The sequence below is a fragment of the Marinobacterium marinum genome, from assembly GCF_013868415.1.
Classification (GTDB): domain Bacteria; phylum Pseudomonadota; class Gammaproteobacteria; order Pseudomonadales; family Balneatricaceae; genus Marinobacterium; species Marinobacterium marinum.
In genome coordinates, this window is the sequence record NZ_JACEMT010000046.1 from 102,327 (window position 1) to 116,870 (window position 14,544).

Annotated in this window: 14 protein-coding genes; 10 read left to right on the forward strand and 4 right to left on the reverse strand. The window is 57.5% G+C overall.

The window, feature by feature from the left end:
- Positions 1 to 97: 97 nt before the first annotated feature.
- Positions 98 to 1,489, forward strand: a complete 1,392-nt coding sequence (locus H1S06_RS08605; protein WP_181739197.1) for a mannose-1-phosphate guanylyltransferase/mannose-6-phosphate isomerase — start codon at positions 98 to 100, stop codon at positions 1,487 to 1,489.
- Positions 1,490 to 1,566: 77 nt separating this feature from the next.
- Here H1S06_RS08605 and H1S06_RS08610 read toward each other — a convergent pair whose 3' ends face one another.
- On the reverse strand, positions 1,567 to 1,902 hold the full coding sequence (locus H1S06_RS08610) for a 4a-hydroxytetrahydrobiopterin dehydratase (RefSeq protein WP_181739199.1): 336 nt from the start codon (positions 1,900 to 1,902) through the stop codon (positions 1,567 to 1,569).
- A 161-nt stretch (positions 1,903 to 2,063) separates the two neighbouring features.
- Here H1S06_RS08610 and doeB2 point away from each other — a divergent pair, with 161 nt between their 5' ends.
- Positions 2,064 to 3,239, forward strand: coding sequence for a N(2)-acetyl-L-2,4-diaminobutanoate deacetylase DoeB2 (gene doeB2 / locus H1S06_RS08615; RefSeq protein ID WP_181739201.1), 1,176 nt, complete (start codon positions 2,064 to 2,066; stop codon positions 3,237 to 3,239).
- Here the strand turns inward: doeB2 and H1S06_RS08620 are convergent.
- Positions 3,236 to 3,427 (reverse strand): hypothetical protein, encoded by a 192-nt coding sequence (locus H1S06_RS08620; protein WP_181739203.1) that lies wholly within the window; start codon positions 3,425 to 3,427, stop codon positions 3,236 to 3,238. The two genes, doeB2 and H1S06_RS08620, sit on opposite strands and share 4 nt — an antisense overlap.
- A gap of 24 nt (positions 3,428 to 3,451) precedes the next feature.
- Here H1S06_RS08620 and H1S06_RS08625 point away from each other — a divergent pair, with 24 nt between their 5' ends.
- From H1S06_RS08625 to H1S06_RS08635, 3 genes are read left to right on the forward strand one after another with little or no spacing between them, the layout of a single operon-like run.
- Complete coding sequence (locus tag H1S06_RS08625) at positions 3,452 to 4,714, forward strand: aspartate aminotransferase family protein (RefSeq protein ID WP_181739205.1); 1,263 nt, start codon at positions 3,452 to 3,454, stop codon at positions 4,712 to 4,714.
- Positions 4,707 to 5,960 carry an ectoine hydrolase gene (gene doeA, locus H1S06_RS08630; RefSeq protein WP_181739207.1) on the forward strand — a complete coding sequence of 418 codons (1,254 nt, stop codon included), beginning with the start codon at positions 4,707 to 4,709 and terminating at the stop codon, positions 5,958 to 5,960. The genes H1S06_RS08625 and doeA overlap by 8 nt, the downstream gene beginning before the upstream one ends.
- Positions 5,954 to 7,324 (forward strand): NAD-dependent succinate-semialdehyde dehydrogenase, encoded by a 1,371-nt coding sequence (locus H1S06_RS08635; RefSeq protein ID WP_181739209.1) that lies wholly within the window; start codon positions 5,954 to 5,956, stop codon positions 7,322 to 7,324. Before doeA ends, H1S06_RS08635 begins: the two co-directional genes overlap by 7 nt.
- Positions 7,325 to 7,329: 5 nt before the next feature.
- Here the strand turns inward: H1S06_RS08635 and H1S06_RS08640 are convergent, their stop codons facing one another.
- Both H1S06_RS08640 and H1S06_RS08645 read right to left on the reverse strand, forming a co-directional pair.
- Complete coding sequence (locus H1S06_RS08640; RefSeq protein WP_181739211.1) at positions 7,330 to 7,650, reverse strand: SMR family transporter; 321 nt, start codon at positions 7,648 to 7,650, stop codon at positions 7,330 to 7,332.
- Positions 7,647 to 7,994: a DMT family transporter gene (locus H1S06_RS08645; RefSeq protein WP_181739213.1), complete on the reverse strand. Its 348-nt coding sequence runs from the start codon at positions 7,992 to 7,994 to the stop codon at positions 7,647 to 7,649. Before H1S06_RS08645 ends, H1S06_RS08640 begins: the two co-directional genes overlap by 4 nt.
- A 128-nt stretch (positions 7,995 to 8,122) precedes the next feature.
- Between H1S06_RS08645 and H1S06_RS08650 the strand changes: the two genes are divergently transcribed.
- The 5 genes from H1S06_RS08650 to H1S06_RS08670 all read left to right on the forward strand — a co-directional run bounded on the left by H1S06_RS08650 (position 8,123) and on the right by H1S06_RS08670 (position 14,275).
- Positions 8,123 to 9,040 carry a LysR family transcriptional regulator gene (locus H1S06_RS08650; protein ID WP_181739215.1) on the forward strand — a complete coding sequence of 306 codons (918 nt, stop codon included), beginning with the start codon at positions 8,123 to 8,125 and terminating at the stop codon, positions 9,038 to 9,040.
- Between the two features lie 123 nt (positions 9,041 to 9,163).
- A complete protein-coding gene (locus H1S06_RS08655) occupies positions 9,164 to 10,027 on the forward strand; it encodes an MBL fold metallo-hydrolase (protein ID WP_181739217.1) in 864 nt (287 codons plus the stop codon).
- 39 nt (positions 10,028 to 10,066) lie between these two features.
- Positions 10,067 to 11,797 carry a bifunctional protein tyrosine phosphatase family protein/NAD(P)/FAD-dependent oxidoreductase gene (locus H1S06_RS08660; protein WP_181739219.1) on the forward strand — a complete coding sequence of 577 codons (1,731 nt, stop codon included), beginning with the start codon at positions 10,067 to 10,069 and terminating at the stop codon, positions 11,795 to 11,797.
- 33 nt (positions 11,798 to 11,830) lie between these two features.
- Complete coding sequence (locus H1S06_RS08665) at positions 11,831 to 13,573, forward strand: SulP family inorganic anion transporter (RefSeq protein WP_181739221.1); 1,743 nt, start codon at positions 11,831 to 11,833, stop codon at positions 13,571 to 13,573.
- 318 nt (positions 13,574 to 13,891) lie between these two features.
- Entirely contained in the window at positions 13,892 to 14,275 is a 384-nt protein-coding gene (locus H1S06_RS08670; RefSeq protein ID WP_181739223.1) for a GreA/GreB family elongation factor, read from the forward strand.
- Positions 14,276 to 14,544: the final 269 nt, after the last annotated feature.

The window sequence follows — 14,544 nt, forward strand, 5'->3', positions numbered from 1 at the left end:
TTAGGCGCATGTTATCAGACCCCGATCCCCTCTCTCACCCGTAGCCGACTGATTCTGGAGTACAATTGGCATTCCCAGCATTGATACGAGCAACAAGATGCAAGCCGTGATTCTGGCCGGTGGTACCGGCAGCCGCCTTTGGCCCCTATCCCGTCAGCACTACCCCAAGCAGTTTTTGGCCCTGAACGGACAGGATTCGCTGTTGCAACAATGCCTGCACAGAGCGGCTGATCTGTGCAGGCAACCAGCCTTACTGGTGGGGCAGGAGGAACACCGTTTCCTGCTTGCTCAACAGCTGCAGGAAAGCGGGCTGGAAGGCCGAATCATTCTAGAGCCAGAAGGCCGCAACACAGCAGCATCTTTGACACTGGCGGCACTGGCCTGCGTTGAACGGGGGAATGATGACGAACTGTTGCTGGTGCTGCCGGCCGATCAGCGCATCACCCCCATCGATGCCTTGCTTCAGGCCATCAAGCAGGCGGAAACAGCCGCCCATACCGGGCATTTCTGCGTATTCGGCCTTCCTCCCAGTCACCCCCACAGCGGCTACGGCTATATCCTTGCGCACCCCGGAGGGCTAGTGGAGCGCTTTGTGGAAAAGCCGGATACTGCCACCGCCGCGCAACTAATCGCCTCTGGCGCCTTGTGGAACAGTGGTCTGCTGCTGTGTCGGGCCGATACCTGGCTGGCTGCGCTGTCACAACGACAACCGGAACTGTTCAACGCCTGCAGCCTGGCCTGGCAGCAGAAACAGCGTGATCTGGATTTTATCCGCATTCAGCCCGATGCCTTCCGTCGGTCGCCGTCAGTTTCTATCGATTATGCCGTCCTGGAGCACGAACCCATGCGTCATTGCACCCGTCTGGAAGTCGACTGGCAGGACCTCGGCAGCTGGGAAGCGCTGATCACTCTGAACAACGACAGGACAGATGAGCAGGGATGTCTTGCCCTTGGCGACACCCTGCTGGAAGACTGCCGGGACACCGCCGTATTTGGCGAACACCGCCTGATTACGGGTATCGGACTGGAACGATTGCTGGTTGTCGACACACCGGATGCCTTGCTGCTGGCCCATCGCGACCAGATGGATGCCTTCACCCCCCTGCTGCAGCGTCTTGCCAAACAACAGCGCAGCGAGCTGAAGCTGCACCCTCGTGTCTACCGCCCCTGGGGGTGGCACGAGACACTGACTCAGGGGCCCGGCTTCAAGGTCAAGACACTGAGCATCAAGCCCGGCGAGTCCCTGTCCCTGCAGCGCCACCGGCACCGGGCCGAGCACTGGATCGTACTCGCGGGCACGGCACACATTACTCGGGGCGATCAGTGTTTCGACTTGAGCGCCAACGCCTCCACCTTCATTGCGCAAGGCGAACAGCATCGGCTACAAAACAGGACCAGCGCACCTCTGTTAATTCTGGAGGTGCAGTCAGGCGAACCATTGGACGAAGACGATATCGAGCGCCTGGAAGACCGGTACGGCCGTACGTAGAGAGAACAGCGCGTCTTGCCGCCTCCCGAAAACCGTTCATATTCCTGAGCCGGCGACCAACAAGTACTCTCGCGGTGTCACACCTCCGGCAAACAGTCTATTCTCGCCGCCAGCACAAAGTCGTTTTCGTGCAGCCCGCCTATCTTATGGGTCCAGATCTCGACGTCAGCATACCCCCAGCCGAAACAGATTTCGGGGTGATGCCCCATCTCTTCTGCCAGGCGGCCCACGTGGTTGACGAAGGCCAAGGCCGTCTTGAAGTCGGGGAACGTGAACTGACACCGTATCCGGCTGGCGTTATCCGACAATTTCCAGCCATCATCAAGCTGCTCCAGGTAGGGTGCAATTTCTCCCCGCGTCAAGGTCGGCACGCCTCCTCGACAAGGTACACAACGTTTTTCTGCCAGCGACATTATTCTGCCTCCTGCGGCATGATGTATTACTGACAGTCTAGTCGCTTTGTTCTACCTTCTCACTGAACGCTTAACAAACAGCAACGGCAGCAGGTCAAGCCTGGGCAGTAGCGTTGGAATTTTGCCAGACTGAAGCAGATTACATTCTGCCCGGAGGCACCATGGACCATCAATGGCGACAGATCATTCAACAGGCGGTACGCTTCCGACACCAGTTGCACCGACAACCGGAGCTGACCTGGCAGGAAGAGAACACCAGCCGCCTGATCCGCGAACAGCTGGACACGTTGAATATTCCCTGGCGCAGCTGCGCCCGTTACGGCACCCTGGCCACGCTTGCACCTTCAGCCAAGGGCACGCACATCGCTCTGCGCGGCGACATCGATGCCCTGCCAATCGAAGAACAAACCGACCTGCCCTACCGCTCGGAGCGTCCGGGTTGCATGCATGCCTGTGGCCACGACGGCCACACCGCCGTACTCTGGGCAACCGCCGCCTGGTTGAAAGTCAATGAAACACAACTGCCGGGACCGGTAACCCTGCTGTTTCAGCCCGCCGAGGAAGGGGGGCATGGCGCTCGCAGCATGATTGAGGAAGGTGCGCTGGATGGCGTCGAACGCATCTACGGCTGGCACAACTGGCCCTCCATTCCCCATGGCCAGGCCGTCTGCCCCGATGGAGCGATCATGTCCGGCAACGGCACCTTTGCAATAGAACTGTGCGGCAAGGGTGGACATGCCAGCCAACCGGAGCTGTGCCATGACCCTGTTTTGGCCGCTGCAGCCGTGACCTTGAACCTGCAGCAGATTGTCAGCCGTCGGCTGCCGCCGCAGTCGGCCTGCGTCATCAGCGTCACTCAGATCAAGGCCATCAGTGCCGTCAACGTGACTCCGGAAAGAGTCACCCTGAGCGGCAGCATACGCCTGAGCCAGCCAGCACTGCGCGACACCCTCAACCGCCTGATCAAAGACATAACGGAAGATACCGCACGCAGTTATGGCGTTCATGCCCGTGTAGAAACCGCCAAGCGCTACGAAGCAACTCTGAACCATCCCGAAGCAGCCGCTCGCTATCGTGAAGTACTGGCTGCCAGCCTGGGGCCAAACTGGGCTTGCGACAGCCTCCACCTGCCAATTATGGCTTCCGAGGACTTCAGCTACTACCTGAATGAAATCCCCGGTGCCTTCGCCCTGATCGGCATGGCCCGCGAAGACAATTTTCGACACGCCTGCCACAGCCCGCACTACCAGTTCAACGACGAACTGATTCCCAAAGTTGTCGAGTGTTTTGCCCGCCTGACGGGGGCTCCTCTACCAGGGCAAACGACTCAGCCTTAGTCGACCAAAAGATTTTTGCCATTTGCCTTGCCGCCCCGGCGTTTGTCTCCTACGTTGAAGAGAATACAACGCCAGACCGGCCCCTCCGGGGCCGCTTGTTTTACTTTCAGCAGTACATCTTCCGGTGACACACCGGCCAACATCTCCAAACCACGTTCTGCAGGCCAGCCCCGCAGACGGCGTGTCATAACCTGTTGCACAAGGAGAACGGTATGGAACTGTTTGAACGCTGGGAATCCGAAATTCGCGGTTATTCGCGCGCCTACCCGACGGTATTCACCCGGGCTTCCAACGCCCGCCAGTTCGATGAGCAGGGGCGCAGCTATATCGACTTCTTCGCCGGAGCCGGGGTGCTCAATTTCGGCCACAACAACCCGCGCATGAAAGAAGCGCTGATCCGTTTCATCGAGGCGGACGGTGTAGCTCACAGTTTGGACATGGCCACTGACGTCAAGCGCGACTTCATTCAGGCGTTCGTCGATACCATCCTCACACCGCGCCACTGGAACTACAAGCTGCAATTCATGGGGCCCACCGGCACCAATGCCGTGGAAGCGGCACTGAAGCTGGCCCGACGGGTGACCGGACGCAGCCATGTTATCGCCTTCAGCCAGGGATTCCACGGTATGACACTGGGTGCACTGGCCTGCACCGCCAACCAGCATTTCCGCAACGCCGCCGGAGTACCGCTGAACCATGTCAGTCACGTCCCCTTTGAAACGCCCAATGGCTGCGGCATGGGCTGCCTGAATACGCTGCGAGAAACACTGGAGAACAGCTCCAGCGGGGTTGATGCCCCTGCAGCGTTCATCGTCGAGCCAGTCCAGGCGGAAGGTGGTGTCAACATCGCCAGTCGCGAGTGGCTGCTGGCACTGCAACAGTTGGCCAACGACACCGGTGCCCTGCTGATCGTCGACGACATTCAGGCCGGATGTGGTCGCACCGGCCAGTATTTCAGTTTTGATAGCACCGAGCTGGAACCTGACATTATTTGCCTGGCCAAGGGCATCGGCGGCTACGGCACCCCGCTGGCGATGAATCTGGTCAAGCCGGAACACGATGCCCACTGGCAGCCCGGCGAGCATACCGGCACCTTTCGCGGGCAAGGCTTTTCCTTTGTCGCCGGTCGCGAAGCCCTGCGCTATTTTGAAAACGACGAACTGATGAGCCAGACCCGCCAACGCGGTGAACAGATACACACCCGTCTGCAGACGCTGGCCGATGACTACCGTGAAGCGGGGCTCGAGGTCCGCGGCAAAGGCATGATGCAGGCACTGGATGTAGGCAACGGCAGCCGCGCCAAGGCGGTTGCCCGCCAGTGCTTCGAAAGCGGACTGCTGGTTGGCCCCTGTGGCGTGGGTGGACGGGTCATCAAGCTGATTCCGCCTCTGACCATCGACAACGACGACCTGGAACAGGGCCTGCGCCTGCTGGAGGCAGCTGTCAGGCACGTGATGGGAGCCGAGAATGCATGAACGTAACGATATGACCTTTCCGGTCGAAGAATATCGGCGTCGGCTGGACGAACTGCGTCAGCGCATGTCAAAACGGCTGCTGGATGCGGTCATCATTACCGACCCGGAAAACCTGATGTATTTGACCGACTATCAGACCACCGGCTACTCCTACTTCCAAGCGCTGGTGGTGCCGATTGATGCCGAGCCGTTTATGGTGACGCGGATGATGGAGGAATCCAATATTCACGCCCGTACCTGGGTCGAGAAAACACGCCCCTACTCCGATACCGGCGACGCCATCCAGATGCTGATTGAAGCGCTACGCGAATTCGGCCTGTCGGACAAAGTGCTGGGCTACGAGCGCAACAGCTATTTTTTTCCCGCTTACCATCAGGACTACTTCAAAACCGCCTTCCAGGGCGGCCGGCTGATGGACTGCTTCGGCATTGTCGAGGAAGGCCGCAAATACAAGTCGGCAGTGGAAATTGATGTCATGCGCATTGCCGCTCGGGCTGCCCGGGCCGGTGTCGAGGCCGGCATTGAGACCTGCCGGGTCGGTATCACCGAAAACGAAATCGGCGGCGCCATCAGTGCCGCCATGTTTCGTGCCGGCGGCGATGTCCCTGCCGTCATGCCCTATGTCACTTCGGGGCCACGCACCATGATCGGCCATGCTACTTGGGAGGGGCGCAAGGTACAGCCCGGCGAACATGTGTTTCTGGAAGTCGGCGGCTGCTATCGTCGCTACCACGCAGCTCTGATGCGCACAGTGGTGTGCGGAGAGCTGAGCGACTCCATGTACAGAGCCCAGGAAACGATGAAAAGCGCTCTGCGCCAAATCCGGCTGGAATTGCGGCCGGGACTGACTGTCTCCGATGCCGACCATATCGTACGTTCGATTATTACCGAGAACGATGTCGGCGCACGTCTGATCACCCGCTCGGGCTACTCCATCGGCATCGCCTTTCCGCCCAGCTGGGACGAGGGGTATATCCTCAGTCTGAAAGGCGGCGACAGCTCGGTTCTGGAACCGGGCATGACCTTCCACATCATTCCCTGGATGTGGGGCGTCGACGGCAACAAGACCTGCGGCATTTCCGATACCTTTTATATTACCGAACGCGGCTGCGGCTCCTTTTTCGAGGACGTGCCCCAGGATTTTGCGCTCAAGCCTGCTGCCACACCGCTGCTGATTGGCTCGGCCACCACATCCCGTGAAAGCAGTCAGCCAACCATCCGACAGAAAGGTGCCGAATCATGCTGAAAGTGATTAACCCGACCAGCGGACAAACACTGCACTCCTACCCTGCTCTCGATGCTACGGCCATGGGGGCAATCATTCGATCCTCTCACACCGCATTCGGCAGCTGGTGCCAGACGTCCTTCAAGGAGCGGGCCGACGTATTGAATCGCGTAGCCATCCTGATGCGTGAACAGGAAACCCGGCTGGCACAACTCATGACCCTGGAAATGGGAAAGCCGGTCAGGGAGGCCCGAGGTGAAGTCCGAAAAGCCGCCTGGTGCGCCGAACATTATGCCGCCCATGCTGCCGATTATCTGACACCATTGACCCTGCAATCCGATGCCCGTCGCAGTTACGTCCAATACCTGCCACTGGGGCCCGTTCTGGGCATCCTGCCCTGGAACGCGCCCTTCTGGCTGGCGTTTCGTTTTTGCGCTCCCGCCCTAATGGCAGGCAACACCTGCCTGATGAAACACGACCCGCATGTCCCGGCCTGTGCCGAGGCCATCGCCGACCTGTTCGAACAAGCTGGTGCGCCCGCGGGTATTCTTCATAACCTGCCTCTGGCCACTGCGTCGATCGAGAGTGCCATTCGTCACCCCTTGGTACGTGCAATTTCCTTTACCGGCTCCAGTGCTGCCGGCAGCCGTGTTGCCGCTCTGGCAGCTGCCGCGATCAAACCAGCCGTACTGGAGCTGGGCGGTTCGGACCCGGCTATCGTACTCAAGGATGCCGATCTTGAGCTGGCTGCCGATACCATTGCACTGTCTCGCGTCATCAATGCCGGTCAATCCTGTATTGCGGCCAAGCGCATTATCGTCGAAGCACCGATACACGACCATTTTGTCGAGCTGCTGAAAACCCGGCTGGCAGCCTTTAAGTCGGGCGACCCTGCCGACCCGACAACGGATATCGGCCCCCTGGCACGCGAAGATCTGCGCACAGTGCTAGCTCGACAAGTGGATGAAACGATTGCAGCAGGAGCCCGCTGTCTGCTGGGTGGCTACATCCCCGAAGGGACCGGGTTCTTTTACCCGGTCACACTGCTGACTAACGTCCGTAACGACATGACGGCCTGTCGTGAAGAAACCTTCGGCCCCGTTGCCGTGGTCTTACAAGCGGATAATGCCGAACAGGCCGTGCAAATTGCCAACGATACCGAATACGGACTGGCCGCCTCCATCTGGACAGAACACAGTCGCGGCGAAAGCCTGGCACGCGACATCGAGGCAGGGCAGGTAGTCATCAACGGACTGGTCAAAACCGATCCACGCCTGCCCAGCGGAGGAATCAAGCGTTCGGGGTATGGCCGCGAGCTGGGGCCTCAAGGCATTATGGAGTTCGTGAACCTGCAACAGGTCTGGGTCGGACCGGGGCGCGACTGAGCCCCTTAGCCCCCAAAATTCATTAACAGGATCGCCAGAATCAGCACACTGATACCCAGCCAGCTGATCCAGTTCAAACGCTGACCAAAAATGGCCCAGGTCGCCAGAGCCGTCCCGGTAATCGACAGAACACCCCATATTGCATAGGCAACAAACAGATCGAGGGTCTGTACGGCCAGGGCCAGCAGGGCAAACGCCATCATAATCGCGACAACCGCCAACACCCCCCAGCGACGACGCTTGAAGCCATCGGAGTGCTCCAGCGACAGGTTGGCAATGACATCCAGTACGACCGAGCCTAGCAGATACACCATGGCACTACTCATGCGGCTTCCTCTTTGGCCTGTTCATGGTAATGGCCATAATTGGTCAGTGCGACACCAACCAGCGCAAGCGCCAGCCCCGCTGCCTGATACTCACTGATCTGCTCCCCCAGCCACAACAGGGAAACCAGAGCGATGAGCACCATACCGACCCCTTCCCAAAAGGCATTGGCCAGGGTGATCGGGATGCGCAAAGTAGCGCGGCTTAACAACACGTAAGACACTCCGACCATAACGACTGCAATCAGTGTCCCATAGAACAGATATCCTTCACCCACGATCCACTTCATCAGGGTTGTGCCCAGCACCTCACCCACAACGGCCAGAATCAGAAAAATCCAATGCATATGCTCCTCAACCTGTGCCAAACGGCGGCACTTTAACTGTGAAACGCCACTCTACCGATACAAGATGACAACCACTAATCACTCAGCGTCAATTATAATGACGCTAAACTCATCCAGGAACGCACCTCATGCGAACAGAACATCTGCTTTACTTCACCACCGTAGCTGAAAAGGGCTCCATTGCAGCCGCAGCCGCCGAACTGGGACGCAACCGAAGTACGCTCAGCATGGCCATCAGCGCCCTGGAAGACGAACTGGGGACAGAGCTTTTTGTGCGTCGCGGCAACAGCCTGCTACTGTCCTCCGTCGGCGAACTGATTCTGGATGACTGCCAACGGCTATTGACGCTGCAGGAAAAGATCCTGTATCGCTGTACGGCCCCATCCGGAAGCGAGCATTGTGAACTGAGTATCGGTCGCGACGATGTCATGACCGAATCCTTCTGGCGTCGCGTCATCACTCACATTCGCACTTCTCTGCCCGATGTGCGGCTCAGCATGCGCTTTGCCGGATCGGATGAGTTGCCGGAACTGGTTCGTCAGGGCCAGCTGGATCTGGCCTATGCCATGGCATTTCATCCGACCTACTCCGGCGACAGCCTGTATCAGCAGATCGTCACCAAGATCCGCATGCAGATGATGTCCGCCCAACAGCACCGCCTGGCTCGACTGTCCCACTTGAACAATGCCGACCTGGCCGGCTCTACCCAAATCACCTACCTGGACAGTGACCAGGAGGAGCGTTTTCGGCTAGCCAACATGGACACCAATACACTGGCACTCAGTAGCTTCGAACTGATCCGGGACGGCATCAAGGATGGTCTTGGCTGGGGCTATGTACCCGAGCCCCTGCTGATCATGGAAGAGGAAGACTCAGCCGGACTGAGCCTGCTGAACCATGGCCTCAATACCGCCTGGTATCCCTACCTGGCCTACAGCCGCGATCCTCTGTCATCACCGGACAAGCCAAGTAACCATACCGACAGAGCCTTGCAACAGGTGCATCGTATTGTGATTGAAGAGATGAAACAGGCTCGCATTCTCTAGTCCGCAGTATGAAAACCGGACTGTTTATAACCTTTCCCTATTTGGCAGAAGCAGGAATCCATATTAGGATATCAAAATAAGTTATAAGCATATAATAAAAAGCAATTTAACCCAGGAGATGTTATGCAACCGATCGTGACGGCTTTTTTCGACGAGCCGACTTTTACCTACAGCTATGTGATCCAGGACCCTGAATCGAACCACTGCGCCATTATCGATTCGGTGCTTGATTTCGATTATGCCGCCGGCAAAACCGCAACAACATCAGCCGCTGAGATTCTGGCCTTTGTCGACCGAAACGGCCTGACCGTAGACTGGGTTCTGGAAACCCACGTCCACGCCGATCACCTGTCCGCTGCTCCCTGGCTACAGGAAAAAACCGGTGCCAAAACCGGTATTGGCGCCCATATCACGACTGTACAGGAAACATTCGGCAAAGCTTTCAACGCCGGCACCGAATTCGCACGCGATGGCAGCCAGTTCGACCAGCTGTTCAACAACGGCGACCCCATTCAAATCGGTCACATGAAAGGTCAAGCCATCCATACGCCGGGCCACACCCCTGCCTGCATGACCTATGTGTTTGGCGATGCGGCCTTCGTCGGCGATACCCTGTTCATGCCCGATTATGGCACGGCACGCTGCGACTTCCCCGGTGGCGACGCCCGCATCCTGTATAACTCCATCCAGAAAGTGTTCGCCCTGCCCGACACGACGCGCCTGTTCATGTGCCATGACTACAAGGCACCCGGACGTGACGAATATGCTTACGAAACCACTGTTGCGGATGAACGTGAACACAATATTCATGTTAAAAGCGGCATCAGCGAGGAAGACTTTGTCCGCATGCGTACCGAGCGCGATGCCACCCTGAACATGCCGCGTCTGATTCTGCCGTCGGTACAAGTCAACATGCGTGCCGGCCAAATGCCTCCGGCTGACGACAATGGCCAAGTGTATCTGAAAGTGCCGATCAATCTTTTCTGACTCAATACGGATTAACGAGAACAATACGGAGCCACTCGAATGGATATTCATCAGTTAACCCCGTTTCTCAGCGTCAGCCCACAGATCACCGCCGCCGATGTGGGCGTCGCGGCTTCCAAGGGCTTCAAAGCCATCATCTGCAATCGCCCCGAAAAGGAAAGTCAGGATCAGCCCGATCTGGACGAGATTCGCGAAGCCGCCGAACGTCATGGCTTGAGCTGGCATTACCAGCCTGTCGTTTCCGGCCAGATCACCGATGCCGACGTTGTCCGATTCCGTGAATTGATGAATGAGCTCAAGGGCCCCGTATTAGCCTTCTGCCGCACAGGTACGCGCTGCAGCACGCTATGGGCGCTGGCGGAAGCCCCCCATCTGGATGCCGATGCTATTTTGAACACCACCGCCGCTGCCGGTTACGACCTCAGCGCACAACGCGAGCGCATCGAGCAGCTGTCCGCAACCACACCAACTTCGCCCCGCGCCATCAGCAAACGCCATGACGTGCTGATCATCGGCGGTGGAGCCGCCGGACAAGCTGTGACCGGCAGCCTTCTCAAGCGCCGTCCCGACCTGGATGTCGCCATTATCGAGCCTGCACAAGAGCACTACTACCAGCCTGGCTGGACTCTGGTCGGCGGTGGCGTATTTGATCGCAAGCAGACCCTGCGCGCCATGTCTGACGTGATGCCCCACCAGGTCAAATGGTACCAGGCCGCCGCTGCATCATTTCAACCGGAACAACAGCTGGTGGTACTGGAAGACGGCGAACAGTTGGGCTATCGCATCCTGATCGTGGCACCCGGCCTCACTCTGGACTGGGATGCGATTCCCGGCCTGCGTGAAACACTGGGCCGCAATGGCGTCACCTCCAATTACCGTTTTGACCTGGCTCCCTACACCTGGGAACTGGTGCAGACCACCCGTCAGGGCAAGGCCCTGTTTACTCAGCCACCGATGCCAATCAAATGTGCCGGCGCACCGCAAAAGGCGATGTATCTGGCCTGTGACCACTGGCAGCGCAGCGGGACACTCAAGGATCTTGACGTCGAATTCTGCACGGCCGGTGCCGCCCTGTTCGGGGTCGCTGACTATGTTCCGGCCCTGATGGAATATATCGATCAATATGACATCAACCTGTCCTATCAGAACACACTGATCGCTGTCGATGGCGAACAGCGCCTGGCTCGCTTCAAGGTCACCCATGCCGACGGCACCACCGAAGAGGTGGAAAAATCATTCGACATGCTACACGTCTGCCCACCCCAGCGCGCACCTCGTTTCATCAGCAACAGTCCGTTGGCCGATGCGGCCGGGTGGGTCGAGTTGAACCCTGAAACCCTGCAACACAGCCGCTATGGCGATATTTTCGGGCTCGGAGATGCTGGAAATACACCCAACGCGAAAACCGCTGCCGCTATCCGTAAGCAGGCTCCGGTTGTTGCCGAAAATGTCCTGATGGTACTGGATGGCAAACCACCCCGTGCTATCTATGACGGCTACGGCTCCTGCCCGCTGACAGTCGAACGCGGCAAGATCGTACTGGCCGAATTCGGCTACGGCGGCAAGCTGCTACCCAGCTTCCCGACCTGGCTGGTAGAAGGTACGCGCCCCAGCCGCCTATCCTGGTTGCTCAAGGAGAAAATGCTGCCCTGGATTTACTGGAACGCCATGCTGAAAGGCCGTGAATGGCTGGCCAGGCCGGAAATTCTCCACCACCGCCCGGCTGAACACGAGGCAGCAGCGGCCTGCGACTTTGCCGACAGGAAATAAACCCTTGCAATACCCCGAACAGGATGCGAATCAATGCTAGAACGCTACCTCCCCATTTTGCAGTGGCTGAAGGTCTATAACCGCAGCACGCTGACCAGCGACCTCATTGCGGCCATGATCGTCACGATCATGCTGATTCCGCAGTCTCTGGCCTACGCCCTGCTCGCCGGACTGCCGGCAGAGGTAGGGCTCTACGCCAGTATTCTGCCACTAGTGGCCTATGCCGTTTTCGGTACCAGCCGTACCCTGGCAGTTGGTCCCGTGGCCGTCGTGTCACTGATGACGGCAGCTGCAGTCGGCAACCTCGCCCTGCAGGGGACGGCCGAGTACCTGACTGCCGCCATCGCGCTGGCCTTCCTGTCCGGGGTTATACTGATTGTCATGGGTCTGCTGCGCCTTGGCATTCTGGCCAATTTCCTCAGCCACCCGGTGATTTCCGGGTTTATTACCGCTTCAGGACTGATCATTGCAGCCAGTCAGCTCAAGCACATTCTGGGCGTAGATGCGTCAGGCCATAACCTGCTGGATATTCTGCTTTCCATTGGTGCCAGGCTCGACCAGGTTAACCTGCCCACTCTGGCCATCGGTGTCAGCGCCACGGCTTTTCTGTTCTGGGTACGCAAACAGCTGAAGCCTCTGTTGATACGCCTCGGGCTCAAGGCCCGACTGGCCGATATTGTCGCCAAGGCCGGGCCTGTACTGGCGGTCGTCGCCACCACTCTGGTGACCTGGGGGCTCAACCTCGGCGAACAGGGCGTGCGTGTAGTCGGCAACGTGCCGGGCGGATTGCCAGGCCTGCACCTGCCCAGTTTCGATATTGACCTCTGGCAACAACTGCTGGTTTCGGCATTACTGATCAGCATTGTCGGTTTTGTGGAATCTGTTTCGGTTGCCCAGACACTGGCAGCCAAACGTCGCCAGCGCATCTCGCCGGATCAGGAGCTGATCGGCTTGGGCAGCTCCAATATCGCCTCTGCCGTTTCCGGCGGCTTTCCCGTCACAGGTGGCTTTTCCCGCTCGGTGGTCAACTTCGATGCCGGTGCCGCCACCCCCGCAGCAGGTGCCTTTACCGCTGTCGGCATCGCGATTGCTACACTGGTCCTGACACCGCTTATCTTCTTTCTGCCCCAGGCCACTCTGGCAGCCACCATTATCGTCGCGGTCCTGTCACTGGTCGACCTCGGTGCCCTGAAACGCACTTGGGCCTACTCACGCAGTGACTTCACAGCCATGCTGGCCACCATTCTTCTGACCTTGGCCGAAGGGGTCGAGATGGGCATCATCGCCGGTGTCGGTCTGTCGGTATTGCTGTACCTGTACCGCACCAGCAAACCGCACAGCGCCATTGTCGGCCGAGTCCCCGGAACCGAGCATTTCCGCAATGTTGATCGGTTCGAAGTGGAAACCAGCCCGCGCCTTCTGACCTTACGCATTGATGAAAGCCTTTATTTCGCCAACGCCCGCTATCTGGAAGATCGTGTCTATGACCTGATTGCCGAACGTCCGCAAATTGAACATCTGGTGCTCATGTGCCCGGCAGTCAACCTGATCGACGCTTCCGCCCTGGAAAGTCTGGAAGCCATCAACCACCGACTCAAGGACAGCGGGGTACATTTCCACCTGTCGGAAGTAAAGGGCCCGGTCATGGACCGCCTCAAGCGCACCCATTTCCTTGAAGAGTTGAACGGCAAGGTCTTTCTGAGCCAGTACGATGCCTGGGAAGCCTTGGGAGGTGGCCGGCAACCGGAACATTCAACTCTTGCGCCCCCCCTCTGAAGTCTCGATTTCGCAATAGCCATTCCTCAAATCAGGTCCGCTCTCAGGGCGGGCCTTCGGCTCCCTCCCCCAAAGCCCCTCCTGAAAAATACGATCACCACTTTTAAAACCCAAATAAAATCCAAAAAAAATCCAAAAAAATCACCAACTTGCCTTTTATTTTATAACAGGTATGATCCTTAGGTTCATATTTATATTTTAGTCAGGATTGTTTTTATCTTATATTCCAGTGGAGCCTTGAAATTCCCGACTTAGGCCGGAGGGCTTAAACCCTCCGGCGGCTATCCAAACATAATATTGGATTGATGGAGGGTTTTTATGTACAGCCAGATCGCATTTTCTTTCAGGCGGTTTGCTGATCGCTTGAGCCACTATTTCATGACCGGAGAAAGTTACAACTATTCCAGCCCGCTGCACCTGCTATCGGTATTCAGTCGCCTGGAACAGTTAAAAAGCGCTCCCGATACGAAAGGCCGCGCCCGCCCCGGCTCCCTTTTACTGCTGCAAATTCTGCAAACCGAAGAAACCTGTGTGCTCCAGTTGGTAGCACCAGCAGAAGCAGCCCCCGAACAGCAGAAAATTTCGGTATTATCTCCGCTCGGTTCCGCCTTGTTGGGTACCTCTCCGGGCGAAACCTGCCGGGTCAAAATTATGGGGTCTGTCCTGCATTTTAAACTAATAAAAATTTTAAAAAAGGGTTAACAGGAGGGTAGCGCCTTGAAGAATTTCTGATGCTCCCAGCATCTCTCCCACGATGAATGATTGGATTAAATATTTTTAGAAATATATATAAATTTAAGATTCTGGAGAAAAAGAAATGGCCAAAGGTAAAGAGAAAAAGCAGCCAACCAAAACCTTGAAAGAAAAGCGCCGTGAAAAGCGCGAGAAAAAGCAGGACGAGTCCTGACGCTGAGGCGCTCTTCATGAGCGCCTTTTCTTTGCCATCAGACTTTCACTGTCCTGTCATCTGA